Genomic DNA, 19,665 nt, shown 5'->3' with positions numbered 1-19,665 from the left:
CGGCCTGTACGCGGTCCGACAACAGGGGCAATCATGGTGATCCGGGCGGTGCTCGCCGACGACGACGTGCTGCTCCGGGAAGGGCTGGCCGGGCTGCTGGAGCGGGCCGGCATCGAGGTCGCGGGCACGGCCGGCGACGGACCCGGCGCCGTCGACCTCGTGGCCGAGACCAAGCCCGACATCGCCATCCTCGACGTCCGGATGCCGCCCGACCGCACCGCCGGCCTGACCGCGGCCGAGACGATCCGCGCCCGGCACCCCGGCACCGGCGTCCTCGTGCTGTCGGCGCACGTCGCCGTCGAGCACGCCCTCCAGTTGCTCAGCGCCGAGGGCGGCGTCGGCTATCTGCTCAAGAACCGGGTGACCGACGTGGCGAGCTTCGTCGAGGCGGTGCAGCGGGTGGCCGCCGGCGGCTCGGTCGTCGACCCCGACCTGGTCCGCGAGCTCGTCAACACCCGACGCCGGGTCGACCCGCTGGCGCCGCTGAGCCCGCGCGAGCGCGAGGTGCTCGCGTTGATGGCCGAGGGGCGGTCCAACGCCGGCATCGCGGAGCGGCTCTGGCTGGCCGAGGGGACCGTCGAGAAGCACGTGCGCAGCATCCTGACCAAGCTCGAGCTGCCGGAGACCACGGCCGACCACCGGCGGGTGCTGGCCGTGGTCCGCTACCTCCAGGCCTGAGCGCGGATCGCGGCCACCGACAGGTCCGACTTCGGCACGAAGCCCACCGCCGCGGAACCGGCCAGCAGATCGGCCAGGTCGTCGGCGCCACGGGTCGAGATGAGCAGGATCCGGCCGCCCAGGCCTCGGGCGGCCAGCGCGTCGGCGACCCGGGGGCCGCTTTCGGTGCCGAGCTGGACGTCGACCAAGGAGACATCGACTGAAAGGGCCGCAGCGACCGCGATCGCCTCGGCGCCCGTCGCCGCCGTCGCGACCACCGCGCCCTCCCGCTCCAGCAGCCGCCGAGCGGACCGGACGAAGCGTTCGCTGTCGTCAACGATGAGCAGGTTCACCCCACCACCATGACCCCGCCGAGCGACGGTGGCATCCCTGCTAGCCGGCATTCCTCAGACGTGCGGGCCGGACGCCGAGGTCCACCGGGAGACCACCGCGACGTGGCGGCGCTCCTCGAGTGTGTCGGTCTGCTCCCAGCGCCAGACCAACACCGGGCGGTCGGCGAGGGCCGCTGCCTGGGCCGGTGCCGGCGAGACCGGGATCGGGAGCGGAGGACGGCGGCGGGCGCCGGGCAGGAGCACCGGGCTGCGCCGCGCGGCCAGGTCCTCGACCCAGCCGAACGCCGCCACCGCGACGGCGACCAACAGCACCACGAAGACCAGCCGGACTGCCACCCGGTCCGCCTGCAGGCCCTCGTACCCCAGCGGCGCCGCGACCGCGGCGACCAGGATGACCACTGGCATGTGCCACAGGTAGATGGTCAGCGCGCGAGAGTTGAGCAGCGTCACCAACCGGTCGAACCAGGCCCAGCGGGTGATCCAGTCGGCCGTCGCGGGCAGGAAGCCCAGCGCCACCAGGATCACGCCCGCTGACCACAGCGCGTTGCCGAGCGGGATGTCGTTGAGGTCGTACCCCCGGAAGCCCGGGTGGGTCAGGATCCAGGCCAGGCCCACGCCGCAGAACACCGCCGCCGCGACCATCAGCGTCCGGCGCGACCAGCGGCGCAGCAGGCCGTCGTGGTGTGCGAAGCCGAGCAGCCAGGCGCCCAGGTAGAGGCCGAAGTCGCGCAGCACCGGCGGGCCCGACAGCAGGCCGAGCTCGAAGACGAGCAGCAGCAGGTACGGCGCGATCAGCATCGGCACCGGCGAGCGGCGGAACAGCCACAGCGCGAGCGGGGAGACGAGCACGAACCACAGGTAGTCGCGCAGGTACCAGATCGTGCTCAGGGCCAGCGCGCCCCAGTGGTTGGCCGGCGGGTCGGCCAGCGGCACCACCCACAGCAGCAGCTTCCAGTGCGCGTCCAGGCCGGTCAGCCACATCGCCGGCACGAAGATGGCGGACACCACCCACAGCGACGGCAGCAGGCGGCGGAGCCGGCGACCGACCGCGCGTACCCCTGCCCGGTCCAGTGAGGACGCCATCAGCGAACCGCCGAGGGCGAACATCAACGACATCGCGGGTACGAACGAGAGCAGCGTCCAGCCGGACGTGTGGTAGACGACGACCCGCGCGATGGCCACCGCGCGCAGCAGGTCTATGTAACGGTTCCGCATCGGGTCAAGCCGTACCCCAAGGCCTTTCACGATCAAACCTCAGGCACCGGTGAGCAATCCCACATCACCAGAGTGGCTTGCCGAGCGGGACAGCGCAGAACACCCCACCGAGGTGTGCGTGCGCGGCATCGTCGCTGGGTGCGGCCAGGTGGGCGACGGTGTCGGAGTCGTCCGTGGGCGCGTAGCCGACCTCAGCGTCGAGCTCCAGCCAGCCCGTGGAGTTGGCGCTCACGCCCCAGACCACCCGGAAGCCGGTGACGGGCGTGTCGACCAGGGCGCGGAACAGCCGCACGCAGTCGTCGGGCGACAGCCAGATCGGCACGTCGACCTCCGACCAGGGTGTCTGCTGGAACGCGCCGATCCGGACCGCGAACACGGTCAGGTCGTACCGGTCGCTGTAGAGGCTGCCGAGCGACTCCATGGCCGCCTTGGTCCAGCCGTAGTAGGTGTCCGGCCGGGGCGCGGACGTCGCCGGCAGCGGCGTCGTGGTGGGCGGCTGGAAGCCGGACGCGTGGATCGAGGAGGCCAGGACCACCTTGGGTACGCCGGCCAACCGCGCGGCCTCCAGCACGGTGCGCGTGCCGTCGAGGTTGACCCGGACCAGGTCCTCCCAGAGCGCCTCGCTCGCGATGCCGGCCAGGTGGATCACCACGTCGACGCCGGCGCACGCCTCGACCAGCGCGTCCAGGTCGCCGACCACGCCGCGGATCGCCTCGACGCCCGGCACCGGCTCCTGGACGGCGACATCGAACGAGCGCACCGCGTAGTCGCCGGCCAACCGGGTCTTGAGCAACCCGCCGATGCGGCCGGCGCCTCCCGTGATCAGCACCCGCCGCATCGGACCTCCCAGCTCAGAACCCCAGCTTGCGCAGCTGCTTGGGGTCGCGCTGCCATTCCTTGGCGACGCGGACGTGCAGGTCGAGGTAGACCCGGCGACCCAGGAGTGCCTCGATCTCCTGGCGCGAGCGGATGCCGATGTCCTTGAGCCGGCTCGCCTGCGCCCCGATCACGATAGCTTTCTGGCTCTGCCGCTCGACGTAGACGTCGGCAAAGATCTTGGTCAGGGAGCCTTCGTCGAACATCTCCTCGACCACGACCGCGATCGAGTGGGGCAGCTCGTCGCGGACGCCTTCCAGGGCGGCCTCGCGGACCAGCTCGGCGATCAGGATCGCCTCCGGCTCGTCGGTGATCATGTCGTCGGGGTAGAGCTGCGGCGACTCCGGCAGGAAGTCGGTCATCACCTCGACCAGGGTGTCGATCTGAGCACCGGTGGTGGCGCTGACCGGCACCACCGCGGCGAAGTCGGCCAGCTCGCCGACCGCGGCCAACTGCCGGGCCAGCGTGGCCTTGTCGACCAGGTCGGTCTTGGTGACCACGGCCAGCACGGTGGCCTTCAGCTCGGCCAGCTCGCCGGTGATGAACCGGTCGCCGCGGCCGACCTCCTCGTTGGCCGGGATGCAGAGGCCGATCACGTCGACCTCGCTCCAGGTCGACCGGACCAGGTCGTTGAGCCGCTCGCCGAGCAGGGTCCGCGGCCGGTGCAGGCCCGGGGTGTCGACCAGGACGAGCTGGGAGTCCGGGCGGTGCAGGACGGCCCGGATCACGTGCCGGGTGGTCTGCGGCTTGCTCGACGTGATCGCGATCTTCTGGCCGACGATCGCGTTGGTCAGCGTCGACTTGCCGGCGTTGGGACGGCCGACGAAGCAGCCGAACCCGGCGCGGTACACGGGGCTCATGCGGCGACCGTGCCGAGCACGGTGCCGTCCGGGGCGGCGACGTGGATCGGCGCGTCGGCGGACAGGTCGCGGACCACGGCGTGGCCAGGGCCGTCGAGCGTGCTGGCCTCGGTGACCACCGCGGCCGCCTCGAGCTTGGTGGCGCCGGCGGCGGCCGCCGAGGCGACCGCCAACTGGAGCGCGGTCATGGTCAGCGACGGCAGGGCGACGGTCGCGGCAGCGTACGTGCGGCCGTCCTGGTCGCGCACCGCGGCGCCCTCCACCGCACCGGCCCGCGCCCGGGCACCACGCGCCAGCGTGACCAGCTTGGTGTCCTCGGCGTCTAGGTGGGCGGGGGGCCCGAGGTCGGGCGACTCAAACATCCGCGTGTTGCCTCTCGTCACTGTCATCGTTGGCTCCGTCCGGGTCCTGGTGGGCCCGTCGGACCAGTACGGTATCGATCCGGTTGCGGCGGCCGACCACGCCCTCGGCCACCATGTGCAGGCCATCGACGGTCGCCTCGGCGCCCGGGATCGGCACCCGGCCGAGCGCCTGGGCGAGCAGGCCACCGACCGTCTCCACCTCGTCGGTGGGCAGGTCGACGTCGAACAGCTCGCTGAGGTCCTCGACCGGCACGCGGGCGGCGACCCGGACCGCGCCGTCGTCGAGGTGCTCGATCGGGGGGCGCTCGTTGTCGTACTCGTCGGTGATCTCGCCGACGATCTCTTCCAGGATGTCTTCGATGGTGACCAGGCCGGCGGTGCCGCCGTACTCGTCGACCACGACCACGAGGTGGGTACGCGCCGCCTGCATCTCGGAGAGCAGGTCGTCGACCGGCTTGGACTCGGGCACGAAGGTGGCGTCGCGCATCACGTCCGCGACCGGGACGTCCTCCTCGTCCTCGCCGTCCAGCCGCCGGATCACGTCCTTGAGATAGAGGATGCCGAGCACGTCGTCGACGTTCTCGCCGATCACCGGGATGCGCGAGAAGCCGGAGCGCAGGAACAGCGCCAGCGCCTGGCTCAGCGTCTTGGTGCCCTCTATCCAGACCATGTCCGTGCGCGGGACCATCACCTCGCGGGCGATGGTGTCGCCGAGCGCGAACACCGAGTGGATCATCTGGCGCTCGCCGCTCTCCACGACGCCACGTTGCTCGGCCAGGTCGACCAGCTCGCGCAGCTCGACCTGGGTGGCGAACGGGCCTTCCCGGAAGCCGCGCCCCGGCGTCACCGCGTTGCCGATCAGGATCAGCAGCGAGGCGAGCGGGTTGAGCGCCCGGCCGAGCCAGCGCACCAGGGGCGCGGTGGCCCGACCGACGGCGTACGCGTTCTGCCGCCCGATGGTGCGTGGCGCGACGCCGACCACGACGAAGCTGACCACGGTCATCGCGCTGGCGGTGACCAGCGCCGCCCGCCAGCCGGCACCCCAGGTGTCGACCGCGACCAGTGCGGCCAGTGTGGTGGCGGTCAGCTCGCAGAGCAGCCGCAGGAGCAGCAGGAGGTTGATGTGGCGCACCGCGTCGGAGGCGACGATCTGGAGGGTGCGCGCACCGCGCACGCCCTCCCGCGCCAGCTCACCGGCCCGGGCCGGGGACACCGCGCCGAGCGCGGCGTCCGTCATCGCGAAGAACCCGCCCAGGACGACCAACCCCGCGGCGATCAGGAGGAGCTGAATGTCGGGCAGCCCCGGTTGGATCGCGGCAGCGGTGGCGGCTAAGTGGATCACCGTGCCCGCGCCGCCCGCCAGCCGGTCAGGAGCCGCGCCTGCAGCTCGAACATCTCCCGCTCCTCGTCGGGCTCCGCGTGGTCGTAGCCCAGCAGGTGGAGGACCCCGTGCACGGTGAGCAGGTGCAGCTCGTCGGCCGACGTGTGGCCGGCGGTCGTCGCCTGCTTGGCCGCCACCTCGGGGCAGAGCACGATGTCGCCGAGCAGCGCCGGCTCGTTGCCGCTGACCTCGCCCGGCCCGTGGTCGACACTGCCCTCGTCCATGGGGAAGGCGAGCACGTCGGTGGGACCGTCGCCGCCCATCCACCGGTGGTTGAGCTCGGTCATGTAGTCGACGTCGACGAGCAGCACGGACAGCTCGGCGAGCGGGTTGACACCCATCTCGTCGAGGGCGTGACGGGCTACGGCGAGCACCGCGTCGGTGTCGACGGTGACGCCGGACTCGTTGGCGATCTCGATGGACAACACTGCCTCTTTCGGAAGAAAAGCTATCGGCGCCGGCCGGCTCGGCCGCCGGTCGCCTGTGCGGCACCCCGGCCGGGGACCGCGTGCACACCCTGGGCCTGGCGAGCTTCGCGCTCTTCGTCCCACTTGCCGTAGGCGTCGACGATCTCGCCGACGAGCCGGTGGCGCACCACGTCACTGCTGCTCAGCAGCGCGAAGTGGATGTCGTCGAGCCCGTCGAGGATCTCCCGCACGAGGCGGAGACCGCTGGTCGTGCCGCCGGGCAGGTCGACCTGGGTGATGTCGCCGGTGACGACCACCTTGGAGCCGAAGCCGAGCCGGGTGAGGAACATCTTCATCTGCTCGGGCGTCGTGTTCTGCGCCTCGTCGAGGATGATGAACGCGTCGTTGAGCGTGCGGCCGCGCATGTAGGCCAGTGGCGCGACCTCGATCGTGCCCGCCGCCATCAGCTTCGGGATCGACTCGGGGTCGAGCATGTCGTGCAGCGCGTCGTAGAGCGGGCGCAGGTAAGGGTCGATCTTCTCGTAGAGCGTGCCGGGCAGGAAGCCCAGCCGCTCGCCGGCCTCGACCGCGGGGCGGGTCAGGATGATCCGGCTGACCTGCTTGGCCTGCAGCGCCTGGACCGCCTTGGCCATGGCCAGGTAGGTCTTGCCGGTGCCGGCGGGGCCGATGCCGAAGACGATGGTGTTCTCGTCGATCGAGTCGACGTAGCGCCGCTGGCCCAGCGTCTTCGGGCGGATGGTGCGCCCGCGCCGGGACAGGATGTTGAGCGTGAGCACCTCGGCGGGCCGCTCGGCGGTGCCCTGCTCGAGCATGCCGACGGTGCGGCGGACGGCGTCGGTGGTCAACGTCTCGCCCTTCTGGATCAGCTCCAGAAGCTCGGTGAACAGGCGCTCGGCCTGCGCGTTCTCGGCAGGGGCACCGGTGATGGTGATCTCGTTGCCACGCACGTGGACGTCGCTGGCGACCGAGCGCTCGACGAGCCGCAGGATCTCGTCTCCTGCGCCAAGGAGATTGACCATGATCTGCGGGTCAGGGACCGTGATCTTGGTCTGCACCCGGGGCTGTCCGGGGGGTGGAGTGCCGGTCATAAGTCGGACCCGTGGGCCCTGCGCCACCTGCTCTCATCTCGCGCGGTCGTTAGGCGTCAATCGTATCGGTTCAACCCCGTGGCCACCGCGTGCATTTCTGCCGCGTCACACAGGGCACGTGCTCACACGGTGAACGACTGCCCCTCGAACGTCTGCTGGTCCCGGGTGAACCGGTAGGTGGCCCAGTGCATCCGGACCACGCGCCCGTCGGCGTCGCGGGTCAACCGGAGCAACTCCCCGACCTCACGACCGGACACGGTACGGAGAATGTCCGGATTGTCGGCCGACGGCCGGAACGCCGCCGACGGCCGGCCGACCGGGTCACCGGCGCCGCGGGCGCGCAGCGCACCGTCGTGCCAACTGAAGATGTGCTCGAAGCCCTCGCCCCACCACCGGCCGAGCACCGACCGGTACTGCTCCGGGGCCGGCTCGCCCGGCGTCCACGGCGCGATCTCCGCCGGGTCGCCGTCGGCGGCGGCCGTGAGCAACTGGTGCGGCAGCTCGACGGTCTCCAGGGCCGTGCCCGACGCGCCCAGCACCGCGGCGCCGAAGCCCGCCGGGCCGGACTGGCCGGCCAGGGCCCGGGGCCGCCCGTAGACGCCGGCCAGGAAGCCGGGCATCGCGCCGTCGTGCCCCACGTGCACCACGCGGTCGCCGCGCGGCACAAGGATGAGCCCGAGCCCGAAGCCGACCGCCCAGAGCCCCTGGTCGGTGGTGGTCACCGGCCAGCTCATCTCGTCGATCGTCGCGGGCCGCAGCACCGCGCCCGCCGGGTCGACGGTGGCCGGGTCGGCCAGGAACGCCGCCCACTTGGCCATGTCTGCGGCGGTGCTCCAGAGCTGCGCGGCCGGGCCGACGGCACCGAAGTCCAGCGGCGACTCGGGCCGGGCCGCGTCGGAGTAGGCGTCGACCAGGTAGCCGGTGGTCGCGCTGACCGGACGGGCGACCGAGGTGCCGGAGAGGCCGAGCGGCCGGAGCACCTCGGCGGCGAGCACCTCGCCCCAGGTGCCGCCGCGCAGCCGGGCCACCATCAGGCCGAGCAGGGCCACACCCAGGTTGGAGTAGTGGTAGCGGCGGGCCGGCGGCAGCACCCGCTCGGCCCGCTCCAGGTCGGCGACGAGCCGAGAGGCGTCCGGGGCGACCAGGGTGTCCCAGACGTCGCCGTACGGCTCGCGCTGGATGCCGCTGGTGTGCGAGAGCAGCCGGCGGATGGTCAGGTCGCCGTGCGCGGGCACGTCGAGGTGCCGGCCGATCGGGTCGTCGAGGTCGAGCAGGCCGTCGTCGCGGGCCCGCATGACCAGCACCGCGGTGAACGTCTTGGTGACCGAGCCGATCCGGAAGGCGGCCTCGGGCTCCGCGCCGACCGCGAGGGTCCACAGCGGACGGTCGGCGCGGTGCACGGCGGCCGACAGCGCCGGGATGCGGCCGCGCACCTGCGCCTGGCGGACCAGTCGGTCGAGCGCCTTCACTTGCAGACCATCGGGCCGAGCGGTTCGCCGCCCAGCACGTGCGCGTGCACGTGGTCGACCTCCTGGCCGCCGTACGCGCCGGTGTTGAAGATCAGTCGGAAGCCGTCGGCGAGCAGGCCCTCGGTCTCGGCGACGACCGCGGCCGTCTCCATCAGGTCACCGGTGAGCTCGGGGTCGGCCTGCGCGAGGCTGGCGATGTCGACGAAGTGCTCCTTGGTCACGACGAGCACGTGCACCGCGGCCTTCGGGTCGATGTCGCGGAAGGCCAGGGTGGTGTCCGTCTCGCGGACCACGGTCGCGGGGATGTCACCGGCCACGATGCGGCAGAACAGGCAGTCAGTCACGAGGGCGATCGTAGGGCGCGAGGGATAGGGCATGATGTCCGGCGTGGTGGACACGACGCATCGGGCCGCGATAGAGAGCGCTCTCGCGACCCTCGACCTCGAGACCAAAGTCCGACTTCTCACTGGTCAGGACTATTGGCGACTGCCGGCCGTGCCCGAGATCGGCCTGGCCAACCTCACGATGTCGGACGGCCCGATCGGCGTCCGCGGCGTGCGCTGGTCGCCGGATCACCCATCGATCGCGCTGCCCAGCCCGACCGCGCTCGCCGCGACCTGGGATCCCGCGCTGTCCCTGCTGGCCGGCCGGGTGCTCGGCCAGGAGTGCCGCGCCCGGGGCATCCACATCCTGCTCGCGCCGACCGTCAACCTGCACCGCAGCCCGCTGGCCGGCCGGCACTTCGAGTGCTACTCGGAGGATCCGCTGCTGACCGCCGAGATCGGCCTCGGCTACGTGGCCGGGCTCCAGCAGCAGGGCGTCGGCGCGCAGGTCAAGCACTACGTCGCCAACGACTCCGAGACCGAGCGGTTCACCGTCGACGTCCGGGTCTCGGAGCGCGCGCTGCGTGAGCTCTACCTCGTGCCGTTCGAGCGGATCGTCGCCGCCGGCGTGTGGAGCCTGATGGCCGCCTACAACGGCGTCAACGGCGCACCGATGACCGAGCAGGACGACCTGGTCAACGGGTTGCTCAAGGGCGAGTGGGGCTTCGACGGCGCGGTCGTCTCCGACTGGACCGCCGCGCGCACCACGGTGCCGACCGCGAACGGCGGCCTCGACGTGGTGATGCCGGCGTTCGCCGCGCCGTGGGGCGACAAGCTGCTCGCGGCCGTCCGCGCCGGAGACGTGGCGGAGGAGCTGATCGACGACAAGGTCCGCCGGATCCTGCTGCTCGCCGGCCGCGTCGGCGCCTGGGACCGGGTGGCGCCGGCCGTGCCGGACTCGGAGGTGACCACCGGCCTCGACCTCGACGGCGCGGCCCGGGAGATCGCCACCCGCTCGTTCGTGCTGGCCCGCAACGCCGACGTGCTCCCGCTGGACGCCGGTGCGCTGCGCCGGGTCGCGGTGTTCGGCGCCCTCGCCGACGACGCCCGGATCCAGGGCGGCGGCTCGGCCCGGGTGCTGCCGAGGCACATCATCTCCCCGCTGGCGGGGCTGACCGCCGCGCTGCCGGACACCGAGGTGGTCTACGCCGTCGGCGCCGACCCGCGCCCGGAGCTCGCCGCCGCCACCGGTCTGGAGTGGACCCCGGTCACCACCACGCTGCGCGACGCCGCCGGCACCGCGCTCTACGAGTCGTCGATCGACGCCGCCGACGTGCGCTGGATGGGCGAGTTGCCGGACGGCGTCGACCCGGCCGCGGCCGCCACCGTCGAGATCTCCGCGACGTTCACCCCGTCGGTCACCGGCACCCACCAGCTCGCCGCCAACGGCTTCGGCGACCTGGTGTTCCAGGTCGGCGGCGAGACGCTCCTGGACGAGCCCGTCTACTGGACCGGCGACGACCCGCTGACGACGGCGTTCCTCACCCCGGTGGAGCGGCGCTTCCCGATCGAGGCGGTCGCCGGCAAGCCGGTCGAGGTCGTGCTGACGCACCGGATCTACCCGGGCCGGCACGGCTTCGTGACGCTGACCCTCGGACACGGTCGCCCGGTCGCCGACGACGAGACGCTGCTGGCCGAGGCGGCCCGCGTCGCGGCGGAGGCCGACGTCGCGGTCGTGGTCGTCGGCACCACGGAGGAGGTCGAGTCGGAAGGCTTCGACCGCACCACGCTGGCCCTGCCCGGTCGGCAGGACGAGCTCGTCGCCCGGGTCGCGGCGGCCAACCCGCGCACGGTGGTCGTGGTCAACGCCGGCTCGCCGGTGCTGATGCCCTGGGTCGACGACGTGGCCGCGGTGCTGCTCACCTGGTTCCCCGGGCAGGAGGCCGGTGCCGCGTTGGCAGACGTGCTGCTCGGGGTCGCCGAGCCGGGCGGCCGGCTGCCCACCACCTGGCCGCGGGCGATGGCCGACCTGCCGGTGCTGTCCACCACGCCGACCGACGGCACGCTGACCTATGCCGAGGACGTGCTGATCGGCTACCGCGGCTGGACCGCCGAGCCACTCTTCCCGTTCGGCCACGGGCTCGGCTACACCACCTGGTCCTGGGACTCGCTGACGGTCGAGGACGGCTCCGCGGTGGTCACCGTCCGCAACACGGGAGCGCGGGCGGGCCGCGAGGTCGTCCAGGTGTACGTGGGCCCGACCACCGCCGGCGGCCCGGTGCGGCCGGCCCGCTGGCTCGCCGGCTTCGCGGGCGTGACCGCCGAGCCTGGCGAGGCCGTGACCGTGCGGATCCCGTTGCCGGAGCGCACGTTCCAGGTCTGGGCGGACGGCGGCTGGCAGACCGTCCCGGGCGGATACCGGGTGGAGGCGGCGGCCTCGGTGACCGATCCGAAGTTGACCGCCACGGTCGATCTGTGAGCTAAGGACGATCTTGCCCTGGTCGGCAAATGGCGCACGTTCGACGTTCGCCCGAACGGGGAGGGCGGACTTGCTGAAGACCGGGTGATGTGGTCTCGTATATGGGACGGCCGGCGCCTTCCCCCGTGGGTGCCGGCCGTCAACTCATATCTATGGACCCCATCGGCCGAGTCGGGCGCTCAGCACCGACAACGCGGCCACGCCGGCCGTCGAGGTGCGCAGCACCGTCGGCCCGAGCCGCACCGGTGTCGCACCCGCTTCCTCGAACGCGGCGACCTCTTCCGGCGCGATGCCACCCTCGGGCCCGACCACGAGCAGCACGTCGCCGCGCGCCGGCAGCGCGGCCGTCGCCAGCGCGGTGGCGGCCTCCTCGTGCAGCACGAACGCGGCCGCGGCGGCACCCAGCCGGGCGGCGACGGTGCGGGTCGACTCGTCGGGGTCGCCGGCGATCGCCGGGCACCAGGCGCGCCGGGACTGCTTGGCCGCCTCGCGAGCGGTCGCGATCCACCGGTCGCGGGCCTTGTCGCCGCGCTCGGACCGCCACCGGCTCACCGATCGGGTCGCGGCCCAGGGCACGATCTCGTCGACGCCGACCTCGGTCATGGCCTGCACGGCCAGCTCGCCCCGGTCGCCCTTCGCGATGCCCTGCACCACGACGAGGCGGGGGTCGGGGGCCGGCTCGTACGCCCGGGATCGGATCGTCAGGGTCAGCGCGTTCTTGCCCGCGGCCGTGACCACCGCTTCGGCCGTCGCGCCCCGACCGTCGGCGAGAAGCAACTCCTCGCCTGGGCCGATCCGCTGCACGGCGGCGGCATGCCGCCCCTCGGGGCCGTCAAGCAGGAACTCGTCGCCCGCAGGGAGCGCGTCCACCAAAAACTGAGATCGGCTCACTGCAACGCCGGACGCAAAGCGTCAGTGCCCGTTGAACGCGTCGCGCACGCGCGAGAAGAAGCCGCCCTGCTTGGTCAGCTCGGCCACCTCTTCGCCCCGGGACCGGGAGAACTCGCGCAGCACGCGCTCCTGGTCGGCGGTCAGCTTGGCCGGGGTGCGCACGTCGAGGTGCACGTAGAGGTCGCCGCGCCCGGCGCCGCGCAGGTGCGGCACGCCGCGGGCGCGCAGGCGCAGGGTCGAGTTGGGCTGGGTGCCCGGCTTGACGTCGACCGTCTCCTCGCTGTCGAGCGTCTTGATGGTCAGCCGGGTGCCGAGCGCCGCCGCCGTCATCGGCACCGTCACCCGGCAGTGCAGGTCGTCGGCCTTGCGGGAGTAGACGTCGTGCGGACGCTCGTGGATCTCGACGTAGAGGTCGCCGGCCGTGCCGCCACCGGGGCCGACCTCGCCCTGCTGGGCCAGCCGGATCCGCATGCCGTCCTCGACGCCGGCCGGGATCTTCACGGTCAGCGAGCGGCGGGTGCGGACGCGGCCGTCACCGGCGCAGGTCGGGCACGCGTGCGGGATGACCGTGCCGTAGCCCTGGCAGACCGTGCACGGGCGGGACGAGACGACCTGGCCGAGGAAGGTGCGCTGGACCGACTGCACCTCACCACGGCCGCCACAGGTCTCGCAGGTGGCCAGGTGGGTGCCGGCCGCGGTGCCGGCGCCGGCACAGGTGGTGCAGAGCACCGCGGTGTCGACGGTGATCGGCGCCTCGACGCCGAACGCGGTCTCCAGCAGGTCGAGCTCGAGCCGCAGGATCGCGTCGGCGCCCGGCCGGGTGCGCGGGCGTGGGCCACGCGCGCCGCCGCCGGCCGCGCCGAAGAACGCGTCCATGATGTCCTGGAACCCGACGAACGGGCTGCCGCCCGCGCCACCGCCCGGCCCGCCGCCGCCCGGCGCGAGCGGGTCGCCGCCCAGGTCGACCATCTGGCGCTTCTGGTCGTCGGAGAGCACCTCGTACGCGGCGTTGATCTCCTTGAACCGCTCGGCCGCCGCGGGATCGGGGTTGACGTCCGGGTGGAACTGACGCGCCAGCTTGCGGTAGGCGCGCTTGATCTCGTCGTCGCTGGCGTCTCGGGCGACGCCGAGAATCCCGTAGTAATCCCTGGCCACTGTGTTCTGAGTCCTCATGTCGTCTCGCTTGTGCCGGCCGCCGGTGATCAGGTGGGGGGTGGTGTCAGTTCTGGGCCAGCATCTCGCCTACGTAGCGTGCCACGGCGCGCACGGTCGCGATGGTGCCGGGGTAGTCCATCCGGGTGGGTCCGAGCACACCAAGACCACCGACAATGGTGACACCGGGGCCGTAACCGGCGCTCACGATCGACGTGGCGCGCAGGTTGTCGATCTCGTTCTCGTCACCGATCCGGACCCGCGTGATCGGCTCCACCTCGCCGATCAGCTTGAGCAGGATGACCTCTTCCTCCAGCGCCTCGAGGATCGGGCGCAGCGAGCCCTGGAAGTCGAGCAGCCCACCGCGGGTCAGGTTGGCCGTGCCGGCCAGCGCCACCCGCTCCTCGTGCCGCTCGACCAGCGTCTCCAGCAGCGTCGTGGAGAGCGCCACGGTGGCCGCGCGCAGCTCCACCGGAGCCTCGTCGACCAGCGCCTGCACCAGCGGCGGAGTGTCGGAGAGCTTGCTGCCGCAGAGCTTCTCGTTGGTCAGCCGGCGCAGGGTGGTGACCTGCGTCTCGTCGAGCGGTGTCGGCAACTCCACCTGGCGCTGCTCGACCCGACCGGTGTTGGCGATCATCACCACCATCACCCGGGTGGTGGAGATCGGCACCAGCTCCAGGTGGCGGACCGTCGAGCGGGCCAGGCTGGGGTATTGCACGACCGCGACCTGGCGGGTGATCTGCGCGAGCAGCCGCACTGTGCGGTGCACCACGTCGTCGAGGTCGACCGCGCCGACCAGGAACCGCTCGATCGCCCGGCGCTCGGCCGGACTCAGCGGCTTGACCGTCGACAGGCGGTCGACGAACAGCCGGTAGCCCCGGTCGGTCGGCACCCGCCCGGCGCTGGTGTGCGGCTGCCGGATGTAGCCCTCTTCCTCGAGCACCGCCATGTCGTTGCGCACGGTGGCGGGGGAAACGCCCAGCTGGTGGCGCTCGACGAGGGCTTTGCTGCCGACCGGTTCCTGGGTGGCGACGTAGTCCTCGACGATCGCCCGCAGCACATCGAGCTTGCGGTCATCGAGAGTCATGCGTCACCCCCTCCAGCCCTTTGGCACTCGACTGTAGCGAGTGCCAGTCTACGACGCACCCGCCTACCTGGCGATGATCGGTGTTTGCCGTGGCCAAGCTGTCCAGAACAAGTCAGAACTCCCATCTGGCGCGGGTTGATCGATACCCCTACGGTGCAGGCATGACTGAGCCACCCCGGCCGCCCGGCGAGGGCTACCCGGATCCCAACTCCGCACCGCCCCCCACCTCGGGCGGCGGCGCTTACCCGCCGCCCACCTCCGGTGGCGGCGCCTACCCGCCCGCCGGTGGTTACCCGCCGCCGGGTGGTGGCTACCCACCCCAGGGCGGTGGCTATCCCCCGCAGGGTGGTGGCTACCCGCCGCAGCAGGGCGGCTACCCGCCCCAGGGCGGGGGCTACCCGCCCCAGCAGGGCGGCTACTACGGTGGCGCGGCCCCCGCGGGCTTCGCCAACAGTGAAGAGAAGACCTGGGCACTGGTCGCGCACCTCGGCGGCGCGCTCGGCGCTTTCGTCAGCCTCGGCGTCCTCGGTTTCGTGGGCCCGCTGGTCGCCTACCTGGCGAAGGGCCAGCAGTCGCCGGCCGTTCGGGCGCACGCCGTCGCGGCGCTCAACTTCCAGTTGCTGTGGTCGATCATCGCGTTCGTGCTGGTTTTCGTGAGCTGGTGCCTGCTCTTCATCCCGAGCGTCATCGTGCTGGTGCTCCAGGTGATCTTCGGCATCGTGGCGGGTGTCAAGGCCAACGAGGGTCACCTCTACCGCTACCCGATGTCCGTCAACATGATCAAGTAGTACCCGGTTTCGTGACCTGCTCGGCGCGTTCTAGCCGAGCAGGTCACGGACCACGGCGTCGGCGAGCAGGCGGCCGCGCAGGGTCAGCACCGCGACCCCGCCGTCGAGCTCCAGCAGGCCGTCGGCCTGGGCCCGCTCCGCGGCCAGCCGGCCGGCCGGGTCGAGCACGTCCAGCGGCAACCCCGAGGCCAGTCGCAGCCGCAGCATGACGTCTTCCGTGTGCTGGTCCTGCGCGGTCAGCATCTCCCGGCCGGCGCCTGGCGAGTGGCCCTCGGCCAGGCGCTGCGCGTACCCGGCGGGATGTTTGACGTTCCACCACCGCACGCCGCCGACGTGGCTGTGCGCGCCCGGGCCGACGCCCCACCAGTCGCCGCCGGTCCAGTAGAGCAGGTTGTGCCGGCATCGCCCGGCCGCCGTGGTGGCCCAGTTCGACACCTCGTACCAGCCGAATCCGGCCGCGCTCAGTGCCGCCTCCGCGGCCAGGTAGCGGTCCGCGGCCACGTCGTCGGACGGCTGCGACAGCTCGCCACGACGGATCCGGGTGGCCAGCCGGGTGCCGTCCTCGACGATCAGGGCGTACGCGCTGACGTGGTCGACACCAGCACCGATCGCGGTGGCCAGCGAGGCCGCGAAGTCATCGGCGGTCTCACCCGGCGTCCCGTAGATCAGGTCCAGGTTGACGTGGTCGAAGCCGGCCGCGCGCGCCTCCGTGGCGGCCTGGGCCGCCCGCCCCGGCGAGTGCTTGCGGTCGAGGACGCGCAGCACCCCCGGCGCCACCGACTGCATGCCCAGCGAGATCCGGGTGTAGCCGGCGGCCCGCAGCGCGCGCAGGCTCTCCGGCGTGACCGACTCCGGGTTGGCCTCGGTGGTCACCTCGGCGTCCGGCGCGAGCCCCCAGGTCTTGTCGATCGCCTCCAGGATGCGGGCCAGGTCGTCGGTGGGCAGCAGGGTGGGTGTGCCACCTCCGACGAAGACCGTGTCGACCGCGGGTGCGGTGCCCAGCGTCCGGGCCGCGAGCTCGAGCTCCGCCAGCACGGTGTCGGCGTAGCCGTCGGTGCGCCAGCCCGGCAGGTCACCCGGCGCGTACGTGTTGAAGTCGCAGTAGCCGCACCGCGAGGTGCAGAACGGGACGTGCACGTAGACGCCGAAGCCGCGCGCGCCGACCGCACGCAACGCGGAGTCGGGCAGCGCGCCGTCGGACGGCACGGCTTCGCCGTCGGGAAGTGGACCGGGCATTCCACTAGTGTGCGCCACATGACTCTCGTCCGGGTCGACACCGACCGTGGGGTAACCACCCTCACCCTCGACAGCCCGCACAACCGCAACGCGCTCTCCACGCCGTTGATGACCGAGCTGCTGGACGCCCTGGCGGCGGCCGTGGCCGACCCCGCGGTGCGGGTGGTGGTGCTGTCGCACACCGGGCCGGTGTTCTGCTCAGGTGCCGACCTCAAGGAGACCGCGGCCGCGTACGCGTCCGGACAGGTCCCGGTCGGGATGCTCGGCGACGTGCTGGCCGCCGTGGTCGAGTGCCCGAAGCCGGTCGTCGCCCGGATCGGCGGCCCCGCCCGGGCCGGCGGGCTCGGCCTGGTCGCCGCGGCCGACATCGCGATCTGCGCGACGGAGGCGACGTTCGCCTTCACGGAGGTCCGGCTCGGGGTGATCCCGGCGGTGATCTCGTCGACGGTGCTCCGCCGGCTCTCTCCGCGGGCCGCACAGGCGCTCTACCTGACGGGCGAGCTGTTCGACGGCGCACGGGCGGTCGAGATCGGGCTGGCCACCGCCGCCGTGGGCGCCGAGGAGCTGGACGCCACGGTGCGCTCGTACTGCGCCGCCCTGGTGCGCGGCGCGCCCGGAGCTCTCGCCGGCACGAAAGAGCTGCTGACCCGCGCGCCCCTGGCCTCGGTCCGGGAGGACGCGGCGGAGCTCGGCGCGCGCTCCGTCGGTTACTTCCTCTCCGAAGAAGGCCGCGAGGGCGTGGCCGCCTTCCGGGAGAAGCGCGACCCCGCCTGGATCCCCGGTTAAGGCCACATAGCCGCGTCGTCGTTTCCCGGTTTCGCGCTGTCGTCGTAACCTTTGCCACAACAGGAGCGCGGAGGTGTCGGTGCGAGGTCGTGGCGTTGTTGTCGGGATCGTCGCGCTCTTCCTGGTCGCGGCGTTCGCAGTCTGGCTGAGCAAGCAGGACTTCAAGGCGCCTGACATCTCGCTGCCCGCGCCGTCCCGCGACTGCACCGTGCGCGCCGGCGACGACAGCCCGCCGGTCACCCTCGACGCCGCCCAGATGGCCAACGCCGCCACGATCACCGCGGTGGGCGTACGCCGGAAGGTCCCGGAGCGCGGCGTCGTGGTGGCGCTGGCGACGGCCCTCCAGGAGTCGAAGCTGGAGAACCTGCCCGGCGGCGACCGTGACTCGCTCGGGCTCTTCCAGCAACGGCCGAGCCAGGGCTGGGGCAAGCCGGAGCAGATCCGCGATCCGCGGTACGCGGCGGGCAAGTTCTACACCGGCCTCAAGAAGGTGCGCGGCTGGCAGGACATGCGGGTCACCGACGCGGCCCAGGCGGTGCAGCGGTCGGCGTACCCGGAGGCCTACGAGAAGTGGTCCGACGAGGCCGGCGTGCTGGCCGCGGCGCTGCTCGGCCGGGCGACCGGCGCGGTCGCCTGCACGGTCCCCGGCGAGCCGCTGATGCGCGGCGTACTGGCCGCGACCTCACTGACCAAGGTGCTCAACCTGGACTGGGGCAGGGTCGAGACGGTGCCCGAGGGCGCCGGGTTCGCGGTGGCCGCCGTTGACGCGACCGCAGGCTGGCGCTACGCGCACTGGCTGGTCTCGCACGCCACCGACCACGGGGTCAAGACGGTCCGGTTCGCCGGCCTGGAATGGTCAGCCGACGGCGGCCGCTGGTCGAAGGTCGACGGCGCGGGCACGAGCCAGGTCCAGGCCGAGGTCTTCGCGGACGCCTGACCGCGAATCGCCGATCGTTCACCACGTGCGAACTGAGTTCTATCTCACTTTCCGTACGATCTTGCGCCTGATTTACGCGCATTTAGGGTGACCTACCATCGCCCGCCGTAATGACGCCCCTCCATATCGTGCCGATCCGCCGATCGCCGTGAATCTCCGGCCGAGAGAAGTGTTGTCGGCGTGACGGACCCCTCTAGCATCGCCGGGGTGCGCGAAATCTCTTCAGATTTTGCGTTATGCAGGGCCGAAGACGGCCCGAACGACCGGTCGAGGTGACGGCCCGAGCGACGTCACGAGGAGGAAATCACGTGTTCGACTACGGAGGCCGCACCGGCTATGAGCCGATCAGCGAGGTCGACCGCAAGGAGTTCCACGAGCAGGGCTTCATGCTCCTGCGCAACGTCCTGACCGAGGACCACCGGGCCGCGCTCGAAGAGGCGGTCGACCGGGTGTACGCCGAGGAGAAGGCCGCCGGCAACACCACCAAGGACGGCACCCTCCACCTGCTCGGCTTCCTCGACCGCGACGAACTGTTCGGTGAGCTGCTGACCCACCCGGTCGCGTTCCCGTACATGTGGGGCCTCGCGGGCTGGAACATCTACACGCACCACAACCACCTCGACGTCACTCCGCCGGCGCTCGAGCCGGAGAAGCCGTACTGGGGCTGGCACCAGGACGGGTACCGCCAGAACTCCGACCCGGAGACGATGGACCCGAACCTCCCGCGCCCGATGTTCTCGCTGAAGGTGGCGTACGTCCTCTCCGACCTCTCGGAGAACGGCCGCGGCGCGACCAAGGTCATCCCGGGCAGCCACCTGCTGAACTCGCTGCCGCGCCCGGCCGACCTGACGGTGCAGAACCCGGACCCTGAGGGCACGGTCGAGATCACCGCGAACCCCGGCGACGCGTTCATCTTCGACCGCCGCCAGTGGCACTCGCGCTCGACGAACCTGTCGACCATCACGCGGAAGATGCTGTTCGTCGGCTACACGTACCGGTGGATCCGCCCGCTGGACGAACTGCACCCCGACCTGGCGTCGCAGTGGTGGCAGAACCGCACGCCGGTGCAGCGCCAGCTGCTGGGCGAGGGCACCCACACGGCGAACTACTGGGGCATCAACTGGGACGGCTACATCGACGACGAGATCCCGCTGCGCAAGGAGCTCAAGACGCGCGGCCTCCTCGACCGCAACGTCCCCTGGCTCCGCTAGTTCATTAGGAACATCAACCTGGCCCGGGTCCGCCGGGGGCACGACCGTTGCTCCCGCCGGACACCGGGCCAGGCCCTTGGGGGCCC

The 19,665-nt window shown here is 72.1% G+C and carries 20 protein-coding genes; 6 read left to right on the top strand and 14 right to left on the bottom strand.

Annotated elements, in window-relative coordinates:
- The first annotated feature begins 39 nt into the window (after positions 1-39).
- Positions 40-678 (top strand): response regulator transcription factor, encoded by a 639-nt coding sequence (locus BLV39_RS09940; protein ID WP_204082946.1) that lies wholly within the window; start codon positions 40-42, stop codon positions 676-678.
- On the opposite strand, the gene BLV39_RS09935 is transcribed toward BLV39_RS09940, so the two are convergent.
- From BLV39_RS09935 to BLV39_RS09890, 10 genes are all read right to left on the bottom strand, one after another.
- Positions 663-1,010 (bottom strand): response regulator, encoded by a 348-nt coding sequence (locus tag BLV39_RS09935; protein ID WP_239083975.1) that lies wholly within the window; start codon positions 1,008-1,010, stop codon positions 663-665. The genes BLV39_RS09940 and BLV39_RS09935 overlap by 16 nt on opposite strands.
- A 54-nt stretch (positions 1,011-1,064) precedes the next feature.
- The gene (locus BLV39_RS09930; protein WP_090789524.1) at positions 1,065-2,225 is read right to left on the bottom strand and encodes an acyltransferase family protein; all 1,161 of its coding nucleotides are present in this window, start codon (positions 2,223-2,225) and stop codon (positions 1,065-1,067) included.
- Between the two features lie 64 nt (positions 2,226-2,289).
- Positions 2,290-3,063, bottom strand: a complete 774-nt coding sequence (locus BLV39_RS09925; RefSeq protein WP_090789522.1) for an NAD-dependent epimerase/dehydratase family protein — start codon at positions 3,061-3,063, stop codon at positions 2,290-2,292.
- 13 nt (positions 3,064-3,076) lie between these two features.
- Positions 3,077-3,961 carry a GTPase Era gene (gene era, locus BLV39_RS09920; protein WP_090789520.1) on the bottom strand — a complete coding sequence of 295 codons (885 nt, stop codon included), beginning with the start codon at positions 3,959-3,961 and terminating at the stop codon, positions 3,077-3,079.
- On the bottom strand, positions 3,958-4,323 hold the full coding sequence (locus BLV39_RS09915; RefSeq protein ID WP_090789518.1) for a cytidine deaminase: 366 nt from the start codon (positions 4,321-4,323) through the stop codon (positions 3,958-3,960). Before BLV39_RS09915 ends, era begins: the two co-directional genes overlap by 4 nt.
- Positions 4,316-5,665, bottom strand: a complete 1,350-nt coding sequence (locus BLV39_RS09910; protein ID WP_090789516.1) for a hemolysin family protein — start codon at positions 5,663-5,665, stop codon at positions 4,316-4,318. The genes BLV39_RS09915 and BLV39_RS09910 overlap by 8 nt, the downstream gene beginning before the upstream one ends.
- On the bottom strand, positions 5,662-6,129 hold the full coding sequence (gene ybeY / locus BLV39_RS09905) for an rRNA maturation RNase YbeY (protein WP_090791328.1): 468 nt from the start codon (positions 6,127-6,129) through the stop codon (positions 5,662-5,664). Before ybeY ends, BLV39_RS09910 begins: the two co-directional genes overlap by 4 nt.
- A 23-nt stretch (positions 6,130-6,152) precedes the next feature.
- Positions 6,153-7,220, bottom strand: a complete 1,068-nt coding sequence (locus tag BLV39_RS09900) for a PhoH family protein (protein WP_090789515.1) — start codon at positions 7,218-7,220, stop codon at positions 6,153-6,155.
- A gap of 122 nt (positions 7,221-7,342) precedes the next feature.
- Positions 7,343-8,689 carry a serine hydrolase domain-containing protein gene (locus BLV39_RS09895; protein WP_090789513.1) on the bottom strand — a complete coding sequence of 449 codons (1,347 nt, stop codon included), beginning with the start codon at positions 8,687-8,689 and terminating at the stop codon, positions 7,343-7,345.
- Positions 8,686-9,033: a histidine triad nucleotide-binding protein gene (locus BLV39_RS09890; protein ID WP_373315413.1), complete on the bottom strand. Its 348-nt coding sequence runs from the start codon at positions 9,031-9,033 to the stop codon at positions 8,686-8,688. The genes BLV39_RS09895 and BLV39_RS09890 overlap by 4 nt, the downstream gene beginning before the upstream one ends.
- 31 nt (positions 9,034-9,064) lie before the next feature.
- Between BLV39_RS09890 and BLV39_RS09885 the strand changes: the two genes are divergently transcribed.
- Positions 9,065-11,491, top strand: a complete 2,427-nt coding sequence (locus tag BLV39_RS09885) for a beta-glucosidase family protein (protein ID WP_239083976.1) — start codon at positions 9,065-9,067, stop codon at positions 11,489-11,491.
- A gap of 150 nt (positions 11,492-11,641) precedes the next feature.
- On the opposite strand, the gene BLV39_RS09880 is transcribed toward BLV39_RS09885, so the two are convergent.
- From BLV39_RS09880 to hrcA, 3 genes are all read right to left on the bottom strand, one after another.
- Entirely contained in the window at positions 11,642-12,382 is a 741-nt protein-coding gene (locus BLV39_RS09880; protein WP_090789507.1) for a 16S rRNA (uracil(1498)-N(3))-methyltransferase, read from the bottom strand.
- A 21-nt stretch (positions 12,383-12,403) separates the two neighbouring features.
- Positions 12,404-13,537 (bottom strand): molecular chaperone DnaJ, encoded by a 1,134-nt coding sequence (gene dnaJ / locus BLV39_RS09875; RefSeq protein ID WP_176984908.1) that lies wholly within the window; start codon positions 13,535-13,537, stop codon positions 12,404-12,406.
- Positions 13,538-13,601: 64 nt separating this feature from the next.
- Positions 13,602-14,621 (bottom strand): heat-inducible transcriptional repressor HrcA, encoded by a 1,020-nt coding sequence (hrcA, locus tag BLV39_RS09870; RefSeq protein ID WP_090789502.1) that lies wholly within the window; start codon positions 14,619-14,621, stop codon positions 13,602-13,604.
- A 161-nt stretch (positions 14,622-14,782) separates the two neighbouring features.
- Between hrcA and BLV39_RS09865 the strand changes: the two genes are divergently transcribed.
- Entirely contained in the window at positions 14,783-15,409 is a 627-nt protein-coding gene (locus tag BLV39_RS09865) for a DUF4870 domain-containing protein (RefSeq protein ID WP_090789500.1), read from the top strand.
- 30 nt (positions 15,410-15,439) lie between these two features.
- Here BLV39_RS09865 and hemW read toward each other — a convergent pair whose 3' ends face one another.
- A complete protein-coding gene (hemW, locus tag BLV39_RS09860) occupies positions 15,440-16,645 on the bottom strand; it encodes a radical SAM family heme chaperone HemW (RefSeq protein ID WP_090789497.1) in 1,206 nt (401 codons plus the stop codon).
- Between the two features lie 18 nt (positions 16,646-16,663).
- Here hemW and BLV39_RS09855 point away from each other — a divergent pair, with 18 nt between their 5' ends.
- The 3 genes from BLV39_RS09855 (at position 16,664) to BLV39_RS09845 (ending at position 19,579) form a co-directional block, all read left to right on the top strand.
- Positions 16,664-17,431 carry an enoyl-CoA hydratase family protein gene (locus BLV39_RS09855; RefSeq protein ID WP_090789496.1) on the top strand — a complete coding sequence of 256 codons (768 nt, stop codon included), beginning with the start codon at positions 16,664-16,666 and terminating at the stop codon, positions 17,429-17,431.
- Between the two features lie 73 nt (positions 17,432-17,504).
- Positions 17,505-18,368 carry a hypothetical protein gene (locus BLV39_RS09850; protein WP_373315414.1) on the top strand — a complete coding sequence of 288 codons (864 nt, stop codon included), beginning with the start codon at positions 17,505-17,507 and terminating at the stop codon, positions 18,366-18,368.
- A 308-nt stretch (positions 18,369-18,676) separates the two neighbouring features.
- A complete protein-coding gene (locus tag BLV39_RS09845) occupies positions 18,677-19,579 on the top strand; it encodes a phytanoyl-CoA dioxygenase family protein (RefSeq protein WP_090789493.1) in 903 nt (300 codons plus the stop codon).
- Positions 19,580-19,665: the final 86 nt, after the last annotated feature.

The sequence above is a fragment of the Asanoa ishikariensis genome (genome assembly GCF_900107455.1).
In the GTDB taxonomy this organism is placed as follows: Bacteria; Actinomycetota; Actinomycetes; order Mycobacteriales; family Micromonosporaceae; genus Asanoa; species Asanoa ishikariensis.
The sequence above is the reverse complement of the archived record's forward strand: the minus strand, read 5'-3'. Positions and strand labels throughout refer to the sequence as shown.

Bases quoted from the DNA above. Each gene is read 5' to 3' on its own strand.
- BLV39_RS09930 (WP_090789524.1), bottom strand. From the start codon at position 2,225: ATGCGGAACCGTTACATAGACCTGCTGCGCGCGGTGGCCATCGCGCGG.
- BLV39_RS09925 (WP_090789522.1), bottom strand. From the start codon at position 3,063: ATGCGGCGGGTGCTGATCACGGGAGGCGCCGGCCGCATCGGCGGGTTG.
- era (WP_090789520.1), bottom strand. From the start codon at position 3,961: ATGAGCCCCGTGTACCGCGCCGGGTTCGGCTGCTTCGTCGGCCGTCCC.
- BLV39_RS09915 (WP_090789518.1), bottom strand. From the start codon at position 4,323: ATGTTTGAGTCGCCCGACCTCGGGCCCCCCGCCCACCTAGACGCCGAG.
- BLV39_RS09900 (WP_090789515.1), bottom strand. From the start codon at position 7,220: ATGACCGGCACTCCACCCCCCGGACAGCCCCGGGTGCAGACCAAGATC.
- BLV39_RS09885 (WP_239083976.1), top strand. From the start codon at position 9,065: ATGATGTCCGGCGTGGTGGACACGACGCATCGGGCCGCGATAGAGAGC.
- hrcA (WP_090789502.1), bottom strand. From the start codon at position 14,621: ATGACTCTCGATGACCGCAAGCTCGATGTGCTGCGGGCGATCGTCGAG.
- BLV39_RS09865 (WP_090789500.1), top strand. From the start codon at position 14,783: ATGACTGAGCCACCCCGGCCGCCCGGCGAGGGCTACCCGGATCCCAAC.
- hemW (WP_090789497.1), bottom strand. From the start codon at position 16,645: ATGCCCGGTCCACTTCCCGACGGCGAAGCCGTGCCGTCCGACGGCGCG.
- BLV39_RS09855 (WP_090789496.1), top strand. From the start codon at position 16,664: ATGACTCTCGTCCGGGTCGACACCGACCGTGGGGTAACCACCCTCACC.